We start from the raw sequence: 9,640 nt of genomic DNA, 5'->3' as shown, positions 1-9,640 counted from the left end.
CGTCGTCATGGCGTGCCCCCCTGGGCGCCGGCGCGCGGCACGGCGGCCGCGGCCAGCGGCGGCGTGGCACCGCTGCGCCGGGCGTCTTCCTCGGCCTGGGCGGCGAGCCAGGTCTCGATGTCGTCCGGGGGCACGTCCATCAGGCGAAGCGCGCCGTCCATGACGTTCTTGAACACCGGTGCCGACACCAGGCCACCGAAGTAGCCCTTGGCGGGATCGGGATCGTCGATCACCACGACCATCGAGAAACGGGGGTTCTCCACCGGCACCAGGCCGGCGAAGAAGGAGATGTAGCGCCGCGAGTAGCCGCCGCTGGCGTTGTACTTGCGGGCGGTGCCCGTCTTGCCGGCGACGTGGTAGCCCAGGATCGCGGCCTGCGTGGCGGTGCCGCCGGGCTCGGTCACGGTCTGCATCATGTGCAGCACTTCGCCGGCGATCGTGGGGTCCAGCACCCGACGGGCCTCGTTGCGCTGGCCCTTGACGAAGGTCGGGGCGATCAGCCGGCCGCCGTTGCCGAGCGCGGCGTAGGCCGCGGCGATCTGCAACGGCGTGGCCGACAGGCCGTACCCGTACGACATGCCCTGCTTGGTCGTCCCGTACCAGCTCGCACTGCCGGGCACCGGCAGGACGCCGGAGGACTCGCCCGGGAAACCGCTGTGCGTGCTGCTGCCGTAGCCCATGCGACGCAGGAAGTCGTAGAAGACCTTGTCGTCGATGCGATGGACGATCTTCGCCGCGCCCACGTTCGAGCTCTTGCGGATCACGCCGGTGGTGTCGAGCACGCCGTAGTTGCGATGGTCGGTGGTGCGGTAGCGGCCATTGGGGATCCAGCCCGGGTTGGTGTCGAACACGCTCGTCGGGGTGATCGCACCCGATTCCAGGCCGATCGCCACCGTCAGCGGCTTCATCGTCGAGCCCGGCTCGATCACGTCCGTCACCGCGCGGTTGCGGCGGGTGTCCGCGCCCTGCCCGCCCAGTGCGTTCGGGTTGTAGGTCGGCAGGTTCGCCATCGCCAGGATCTCGCCGGTGGCGACGTCCAGCACGACCGCCGATCCGCTGCTCGCACCGGTGCGCTCGAGCGCCTTGCGCAGTTCGCGGAAGGTCAGGTACTGGATGCGGCGATCGATGGTCAGGTTGAGGTCGTGGCCGGGCTGGGCGGCCTCGATCAGCTCGACGTTCTCGACGATGCGGCCGCGGCTGTCGCGGATCACCCGCTTGCTGCCCGGCTTGCCCTTGAGCCACTCGTCGAAGGCCAGCTCCAGGCCTTCCTGCCCGTTGTCGTCGACGTTGGTGAAGCCCAGCACGTGCGACAGCGCTTCGCCCTGCGGGTAGAAGCGACGGAACTCGCGTTGCGAGTACACCCCCGGGACCTCGTGGGCGAGGATGGCCTGCGCCTGGTCGGGGTTGATCCGGCGCTTGAGGTACATGAACTCGCGCGTGGCGCGCTGGCTGATGCGGCGCATGAGCTCGTCGGCGGGCACGCCCAGCGCCTCGGCCAGCTCGGGGATGCGGTCGGGGACCTTGACCAGCTCCTGCGGGTTGCCCCAGACCGACTCGACCGGCGTGGACACCGCGAGCGGCTCGCCGTTGCGGTCGGTGATCATGCCGCGCGAGGTCGGGATCTCGATCTCGCGCAGGATCCGCTCGTCGCCCTGCTTGCGGTAGAACTCGCTGTTGACGACCTGCAGGGTGAATGCCCGCGCGACCAGCGCGACGGCGCACAGGCCCATCACGCCGCCGACGAGCAGGAGGCGGTGGCGGGGGTTGTAGCGCGCGCGGTTGCTGCGCGGCCGGCCACCGCGGGCGCCCGAGGCCTCGCGACGCGCGCGCCACCACTCGCCCAGGCGTTCGCCCAGGCCCTGGCCGCGTATCGGCCGGCGGTTCATGGACGCACCACCACGATCTCGGGCCCTTCCGGGAACTTCATGCCCAGGCGGTCGCGCGCCACCTGGTCGATGCGGTTGCTCTCCGCCCAGGTGGCCTGTTCCAGCTGCAGGCGGCCGAACTCGATGTCGAGCTCGTCGCGGGCCTTTTCCAGGCGCGTGAGCTGGACGAACAGCTGGCGGTTCTCGTGGCGGGCATACACCACCGCCAACGCGCTGAGCAGGTTGGCGGCCACCAGCACGACGAGGGCGAGGCGCAGCGTCATGCCTCGCCCTCCAGCTTCTCGGCCACGCGCAGTACCGCGCTGCGGGCCCTCGGGTTGGCGGCGGTCTCGTCGTCGCCGGCCTTGATCGCGCCGCCGATGGCCCGCAGGCTCGGGGTGAAGGCCCGCTCGACCGGCATCCGCCGGTTGGCCGGCGGCGCCTTGGCGCGGGCACCGATGAAGCGCTTGACGATGCGGTCTTCCAGCGAATGGAAGCTGATCACCGCCAGGCGCCCACCGGGCTTGAGCCGCGCCATCGCCGCTTCCAGGCCGAGCTCGAGGTCGGCCAGTTCGCGGTTGATGAAGATGCGGATGGCCTGGAAGCTGCGCGTGGCGGGGTGGATCCGGCCCTTGTCCGACTTCGAGTCGCCGCGCGGCATCACCCGGGCGATCAGCTCGGCCAGCTGGGCGGTGCGCAGCAGCGGGGTCGCCTCGCGATCGGCCACGATGGCGCGCGCGATGCGTCGGCTCTGCCGCTCCTCCCCGTAGGTCCACAAAACGTCGGCGATCTCGCGCTCGTCGGCACGGGCCAGCCACTGCGCCGCGCTCTCGCCACTGTCGGGATCCATGCGCATGTCCAGCGGGCCGTCCTTGCCGAAACTGAAACCGCGCTCGGCCACGTCGAGCTGCGGCGAGGAGACGCCCAGATCGAAGAGCACGCCATCGAGCCCGGCCGCGGTCGCTTCCCAACCGGCGAGCGCGGCGAAGCTGCCGCGGAAGATCGCCACGCGCGGGTCCGCGCCGAACTCACGTTCGGCCACGGCAATCGCTTCGGGATCCTTGTCCATCACCAGCAGCCGGCCTCCCGGGCCGAGTTGTGCCAGCACGCCGCGCGCATGCCCGCCGCGACCGAACGTGCCGTCCAGGTAGGCTCCATCCCCGACAATGCGCAGGCCGTCCAGCACCTGCGCGTACATCACGGGAAGGTGGCCGGATGACGCGGTCGCGCGCTCCATGCCACCTCCCGTCATAGCTGCAGGTCGAGCAGTTCGTCGCTCAGATCGTCGTCGGACACCGTCTGACGGATCTGCGCGTGATGCGCCTGCTCGCTCCACAGCTCGAATTTCTCGCCCATGCCCAGCAGGACGGCCTTCTTCTCGATCCCGACCGCGGCGCGGTGGCTGCCCGGCACGGTGATCCGGCCGTTGCCGTCCAGTTCGACGAAGGTCGCCGCGCCGACCAGCTTGAGTTGCAGGTTGCGGTTGACCTTCTTGGCCTTGGGCAGCTTGTTGACCTGGTCGCGCACGCGCTCCCAGACGGCTTGCGGGTAGAGGTACAGGGAGCCGGACTCGAAGGGGTTGTAGGTGATGACCAGGCGGTTGCCGCATTCGGACGCGACAAGTTCGCGATGGGCGGTGGGCACCGCCAATCGGCCCTTGTCGTCAATCGTGATGGCGGTCTCGCCCTGGAACATCGATTCACCTGTTGGCGCCCACCTCTGCGGGCGGGTCTGCCTGTCGATGGAAACGCCCGATCGGGGCGGCTCCGGCCACGAAAAACCACAAAAAACCCGGCTTTCCCTCGGATGTCCACCTTAGGCACGCCCCCAAAGCTTGTCAACAAGTTTTCCAGTGCATTTTCACTAGGCACATCAATGGCTTGCGAAGAACTTCACAGACTTGTTCAAGACTTACCCACTAAGCCTTGTTTCGTCTCATATTTTGAGACTGGGAGGGCTCGTGCGGCCGTGTGAAGACTGGTTCAGGCAAGGCCCGCCGCGGATTGCTGCGACGCAACATGGCGCGTCGAATCGGCGCGGCATATCGCGTCTCCGGTTTCGATAGACGGACAGGTATCAAGGGGCGTCGATACGGCCAGGGCACCGAAGCCCTCGCGCAATGACCAACCCCAACCCCAATCACAGCCCCGGCCCCGTAGGGTGCAATATGCGAAGCGCATCGCACCAACGCCCCTGGCCGATCCCGGACCCCGCCGCCCACCTCAAGGAAAGAGCTGGATCCCAGCGTTCGCTGGGATGACGGCATAAGCAGCCGGATAGCTCGTTCGGGCCATTGACGCCACGGCCCTGAGCCGGATCTGGATGGGTAGAGCCGAAGGCGAAACCCACCATCGCGAAGCTGCACGCACGACGCGCGATGGGTTTTGCTTCGCGCTACCCATCCTACGGGCTTGGCACCACCCCCACCGTCATTCCAGCGAACGCTGGAATCCAGCCTTTCAGTTGCCGGCGGCGGGGCGACTCGGACATGGGTGCAATGCGCTTTGCTTGTTGCACGCGACGCGGCGGCCAGGCCCCGTCCGGCATTCCCACCGCACCGACGCCCGTGGTCGACCCCATGCCGCAGAGTAAAGAGCTGGATCGGACGTTCAGGTTTTCGACGCCACAGCCCCGGGCCGGATATCGACACCAGATCACCCATCACCAATCACAGCCTTCAGGCCAGCCCCCTGAGTCAGGGGGCGACGAGCCCAAAGGGCGAGTGGAGGGCTGGAGAAGACAGCCTGGGGCCCGAAGATTGTCGCGACCAACTTCGGGGCCTTTCTGGCTCACAGAGCCAGAAAGGCGGCGGAGCCGGCCGATAAGCCGGGTTCTGTCGTGGACAGGCCTCGTAGGGTGGGTAGAGCCGAAGGCGAAACCCACCGTCGCGAAGCTGCACGCACGATGCGCGATGGGTTTTGCTTCGCGCTACCCATCCTACGGGCTGGGATGACGGCATAAGCACCCGGAACGGTCGCTCAAGCCCTCAGGGGCACGGCCCCGAGCCGGAACTCGACACGAATCACCAATTCCCAATCCCCAATCACAGCCCTGAAGTCGCCTACCCCGGGATGCGAAGCATCGCGAGGTCCACGCGCAGCGTGGAGGCGCCCGCCACTGTCCCAAGCGCACCCACCCCATGACCTTCTTCAGCGCTCGACGCCCAGCACCCTGAGCCAGGGGGCGACGAGCCCAAAGGGCGAGTGGGGGTCTGGAGAGGACAGCCTGGGGCTCGAAGTTTGTCGCGACAAACTTTGGGGCCTTTCTGGCTCACTGAGCCAGAAAGGCGGCGGAGCCGGCCGATAAGCCGGGTTCTGTCGTGGACAGTCATTCCTCTAGGCGCATCGTCGCCGATACGCTCGAGCAACCTACCCGGAGACACCGCGGGCCGCGGCATCGTCTCCCTATTTGGTCTTGCTCCCGGTGGGGTTTGCCGTGCCGGTCTGTTGCCAGACTCGCGGTGCGCTCTTACCGCACCGTTTCACCCTTGCCTGTGCCCTCGCGGGCCATCGGCGGTCTGCTCTCTGTTGCACTTTCCGTCGGCTCGCGCCGCCCAGGCGTTACCTGGCACCGTGCCCTGTGGAGCCCGGACTTTCCTCGGCATGCATTGCATGACGCGACTGCCTGGCCGACTCCGCCGCGCGCATTGTAGCGCTTCGCCGCGCCGCATGGCCGCTGGCGATGCGAGACAGGCCCGGGGCAAGCAGGGCCGGCGGCTCAGCCGCCGTACAGCGCCTTCCGCGGCGCGCCACTCAGTTCGGCGGCCAGCTTGGCCGCGGTCGAAGGCGGCAGGTGCGCGACCAGCCGGGCGTACAGACGTCGCCCTTCCGCGATCCGCGCGTCGGCATCGTCGCCCGCGCCTTCGACGATGACGACGAACTCGCCCTTGCGCTGGTTGGGGTCGGCCGAGACCGCCGCCTGCAGGGTTTCGAGGCTGCCATCGAGCACCGTCTCGAACAGCTTGGTCAACTCGCGTGCCAGGACGGCCGGGCGCGCCGGCCCGAAGGCTTCGACCATGTCGGCCAGCGAGGCCTCGATGCGATGGGAGGATTCGTAGAAGACCAGGGTGCGCGTCTCCGATGCCAGGCGCGCCAGGCGTTCGCGGCGCGCTCCCGCCTTGGCCGGCGGGAAGCCTTCGAAGGCGAAGCGGTCGGACGCCAGGCCGGCGACGCTCAGCGCGGCGATGGCGGCGCAGGCGCCGGGGACCGGCGACACCCGCATGCCGGCCGCGCGTGCCGCGCGCACCAGGCGGTAACCCGGGTCGCTCACCAGCGGCGTGCCGGCGTCGGACACCAGGGCGAGCGATTCGCCGCCACGCAGGCGCTCGACGAGCTGGCCGGCCTGCGCGTCCTCGTTGTGCTCGTGCAGGGCCACCAGCGGGCGCTCGAGGCCGAAGTGCGCCAGCAATTGCCGGGTATGCCGGGTGTCCTCGGCGCATATCGCGGCGACCGAGCCCAGGACCTCGAGCGCGCGCGGACTGAGGTCGCCCAGGTGGCCGATCGGCGTGGCGACGACATGCAGGGTGGCGGGCGATGCGGCGATGACGGGTGATTCCATCGAAGGGACGGTTAGAATCGTACCCGGTTCCTGAACAACGCCGCGCCGCGGCGGACATCGCCCATGCCCCCACTGTCCAATTCCCGTTCGATCCGCCCCGCCGCACGCTGGCTGGCCGGCCCCGCGCTCGCGATGCTCATCCTGGGCGGCTGCGGTGGCATGTCCACCCGCTCGACGGACACCTCGAAGGTGGTGATGAGCCCGGTGGTCGCGCAGGCAAGCGCGCTGGCGCAGAGCGGCACGGTGCTGACGGGCCAGGCGCGCCTGGACAACGAGCGCCAGATCCGCGAACTGCTGTCGCAGCTCGACGATGCCACGCTGGCACGCGAGGCCGCTGCCCTCCCGGCCGGCGAACCGCTTTACAACTACATGGGCCAGGCCCTGGTCGAGCGTGGCCTGCCGCTGCCGCGCCCGTTCGACCATACCGCCTGGACGTTCGATGCCAACGGCCGGCCGGCGGCCGATCCCGACGGCTACCGGCCGCCGGTCAAGCTGGCCATGCTGCTCCCGCTCTCGGGCGAGATGGCGGTCGCCGCCTCGCCGGTGCGCGATGGTTTCCTCGCGGGCTACTACGGCGAACACCGGCGCCGCCCGGAAGTCAGTTTCTACGACACCACCGGCAGCATCGCCGGCACGCTGTCGGCCTACGACCGCGCGGTCGCCGAGGGCAACGACTTCGTCGTCGGCCCGCTGGAGCGGAACGCCGTCGACGCCCTTTTCACCCGCGGCGCGCTGCCGGTGTCGATCCTCGCGCTCAACAGCGGCAGCCAGTCGCCGCCCGCCGGCAATGCCGCGTTCGCGCTCTCGCCCGAGGACGAGGGCACCGCCGCCGCCGAGTACCTGGTCGCGCGGGGGGCCAAGCGGGTCCTGGTGGTGTCGGGCAGCGAGGACAGCCAGCGCCGCGCGGTCGACGCGCTGCGCGAGCACCTCGCCGCGCGCGGCGCCACCGTCACCGACGTGGTCGGGGAAGGTGTTGCCGACCTGACGCCATTCGCCAACCGCGAGGGCGGCATCGACGCGATCTTCCTGTCGATGCGCGGCAACAGCGTGCGCGAACTGATGCCCAAGCTGGCGCTTGCCGGGCTCGCCGGCAAGCCGCGGGTGGCGACCTCGCAACTGCTGTCGGGCACCGGCAAGCCCGAGGACGATCGCGTCCTCGACGGCATCGCCTTCCCGACCGAGACCTGGACCGCGCGCGGTGCGCGCGGACTGCCCACCGCCACCTTCACCGCCGAGACCCTGCCGACCGCGCGCGGGGGCGCGGCGCGCCTGTTCGCCTTCGGCTTCGATGCCTGGCAGTTGTCGGCCTACATGGAGCGCCTGGTGACCGGGACCGATGCCTCCATCCCGGGCGCGACGGGCACCCTGCGTATGGACGGCTTCGGCAACATCAAGCGCACGCCGACCTGGGCCACCTTCATCAGCGGCGTGGTCATGCCGCTCACGGATGGCAGCGACCGCCGCTGACGCCCGCGGGCGGGGCGCCGCGGTGGAAGCCGCGGCCCGCGCCGAGCTCGCCCGTTCCGGGCTGCGCGAGGTCGCCAGCAACGCCGGCAGCCGCGTCGGCGAGATCGACCTGGTGATGCTCGACGGCGAGACGCTGGTGTTCGTGGAGGTGCGCTACCGGCGTACCGCCGGCTTCGGCGGCGGCGCGGCTTCGGTCGACGTGCACAAGCGTCGCAAGCTGGTCCGCGCGGCGCAGATCTTCCTGCAGCAACATCCGCGGCATGCCTCGCGTGCCTGTCGGTTCGACGTGGTCGACGCCAGCGGCGATCCCGCCGCCCCGCGCCTGGCGTGGTTGCGCGACGCCTTCCGCGCCGACGATGCCTGAGCCCGTGTCCGCGCTGCCCGCCGCGCTCCAGCGCGAGATGGCCGCCCTGCTCGGCGACGGCTGGCGCACCGACCCCGGCGAGCGCCTGACTTATGGCTTCGACAACTCGCGACGAGAAGCCCTGCCCGATGCCGTCGCCCTGCCCCGCGACGCGGACTGCGTGCAGGCCCTGGTCAAGGCCTGTCGCCGGCATGGCGTGCCGCTCGTCGCGCGCGGCCGCGGCACCAACACGACCGGCGCGGCGGTTCCCGTGGCCGGCGGCGTCGTGGTGTCGTTCGAGCGCATGGACCGCATCCTCGGCATCCGCGCGGGGGATCGCTGCGCGGTCGTCGAACCCGGGGTGCTCAACGGCGACCTGCAATCGGCACTCGCGCCGCACGGCCTGTTCTGGCCCCCCGACCCCACCAGTGCCGGCTACAGCACGGTGGGCGGCAACCTCGCCTGCAACGCCGGCGGTCCGCGCGCGGTGAAGTACGGCGCCAGTCGCGACAACGTGCTCGCCCTCACGGCCGTCACCGGGACCGGCGATCTCATCCGCTGCGGCAGCGCGACGACCAAGGGCGCCACCGGCTACGACCTGCAACGCCTGCTGGTCGGCAGCGAGGGGACCCTCGCGCTGATCGTGGAGGCGACCCTGCGCCTGGCGCCGGCCCCCGCCGCGCGCCGCGCGATCCGCGCGCTCTATCGCGACGTCGCCAGTGCGGCGCGGGCGGTCGCACGCCTGATGGCGCAGCCGGTGACGCCCTCGATGCTGGAGTTCATGGACCATCATGCCGTGCGCCTGGCGCGCGACGTCGGTGGCGCGGACCTGCCCGGCGACGCCGGCGCCCTGCTGATGATCGAGGCGGACGGCGACGGCGCCACGCTCGCCCACGACGTCGAAGCGCTGATGGAGGCGGCACGCGGCGACGGCCTGGTCTCGCTGGACGCGGCCGGCGACGAAGCGGCACGCGCCCGCCTGTGGGCGGCGCGCAAGGCCTTGTCGCCCGCCCTGCGGACCCTGGCGCCGGGCAAGATCAACGAAGACGTGGTGGTGCCGGTGTCGCGCATCCCGGAACTCGTCGACGGCGTACAGGCCCTGGCCGCACGTTCGCGCCTGCCCATCGTCTGCTTCGGCCATGCCGGCAACGGCAACCTGCACGTCAACCTGATGTACGACCCCGCCGACGACGCGCAACGCGCACATGCCACGTCGGCGATGGCGGAGGTCTTCGCGCTGGCGATCTCGCTCGGCGGCACGCTCTCGGGCGAGCACGGGATCGGGCTGGCCAAGCGCGATTTCATCCCACGCGCGATCGACGCCCCGACCCTCGCGCTCATGCGGGCGATCAAGGCGCAGTTCGATCCCGACGGGATCCTCAACCCGGGCAAGCTGCTGCCGCCTTGA

Annotated in this window: 8 protein-coding genes and 1 other RNA gene; 3 read left to right on the top strand and 6 right to left on the bottom strand. The window is 70.3% G+C overall.

The window, feature by feature from the left end; all coding sequences use genetic code 11:
- Positions 1-5 precede the first annotated feature (5 nt).
- The 6 genes from H4F98_RS00795 to rsmI all read right to left on the bottom strand — a co-directional run bounded on the left by H4F98_RS00795 (position 6) and on the right by rsmI (position 6,422).
- Entirely contained in the window at positions 6-1,886 is a 1,881-nt protein-coding gene (locus H4F98_RS00795; RefSeq protein WP_182684763.1) for a peptidoglycan D,D-transpeptidase FtsI family protein, read from the bottom strand.
- Positions 1,883-2,149, bottom strand: a complete 267-nt coding sequence (ftsL, locus tag H4F98_RS00790) for a cell division protein FtsL (RefSeq protein WP_141517579.1) — start codon at positions 2,147-2,149, stop codon at positions 1,883-1,885. Before ftsL ends, H4F98_RS00795 begins: the two co-directional genes overlap by 4 nt.
- Entirely contained in the window at positions 2,146-3,102 is a 957-nt protein-coding gene (gene rsmH, locus H4F98_RS00785) for a 16S rRNA (cytosine(1402)-N(4))-methyltransferase RsmH (protein WP_246372722.1), read from the bottom strand. The genes ftsL and rsmH overlap by 4 nt, the downstream gene beginning before the upstream one ends.
- Before the next feature lie 11 nt (positions 3,103-3,113).
- Positions 3,114-3,560: a division/cell wall cluster transcriptional repressor MraZ gene (gene mraZ / locus H4F98_RS00780; RefSeq protein WP_141517581.1), complete on the bottom strand. Its 447-nt coding sequence runs from the start codon at positions 3,558-3,560 to the stop codon at positions 3,114-3,116.
- 1,592 nt (positions 3,561-5,152) lie between these two features.
- Positions 5,153-5,501: RNase P RNA component class A (gene rnpB, locus H4F98_RS00775), an RNA gene on the bottom strand.
- Positions 5,502-5,582: 81 nt separating this feature from the next.
- Entirely contained in the window at positions 5,583-6,422 is an 840-nt protein-coding gene (gene rsmI / locus H4F98_RS00770) for a 16S rRNA (cytidine(1402)-2'-O)-methyltransferase (RefSeq protein ID WP_182684761.1), read from the bottom strand.
- A gap of 63 nt (positions 6,423-6,485) precedes the next feature.
- On the opposite strand from rsmI, the gene H4F98_RS00765 reads away from it, so the two are divergent.
- The 3 genes from H4F98_RS00765 to H4F98_RS00755 are packed head-to-tail and all read left to right on the top strand — an operon-like array spanning position 6,486 to position 9,640.
- The gene (locus H4F98_RS00765; protein ID WP_182684760.1) at positions 6,486-7,889 is read left to right on the top strand and encodes a penicillin-binding protein activator; all 1,404 of its coding nucleotides are present in this window, start codon (positions 6,486-6,488) and stop codon (positions 7,887-7,889) included.
- Complete coding sequence (locus H4F98_RS00760; RefSeq protein WP_182684759.1) at positions 7,870-8,253, top strand: YraN family protein; 384 nt, start codon at positions 7,870-7,872, stop codon at positions 8,251-8,253. The genes H4F98_RS00765 and H4F98_RS00760 overlap by 20 nt, the downstream gene beginning before the upstream one ends.
- The gene (locus H4F98_RS00755) at positions 8,246-9,640 is read left to right on the top strand and encodes an FAD-binding oxidoreductase (RefSeq protein WP_182684758.1); all 1,395 of its coding nucleotides are present in this window, start codon (positions 8,246-8,248) and stop codon (positions 9,638-9,640) included. The genes H4F98_RS00760 and H4F98_RS00755 overlap by 8 nt, the downstream gene beginning before the upstream one ends.

The sequence above is a fragment of the Marilutibacter spongiae genome, from assembly GCF_014145325.1.
In the GTDB taxonomy this organism is placed as follows: Bacteria; Pseudomonadota; Gammaproteobacteria; order Xanthomonadales; family Xanthomonadaceae; genus Marilutibacter; species Marilutibacter spongiae.
The sequence above is the reverse complement of the archived record's forward strand: the minus strand, read 5'-3'. Positions and strand labels throughout refer to the sequence as shown.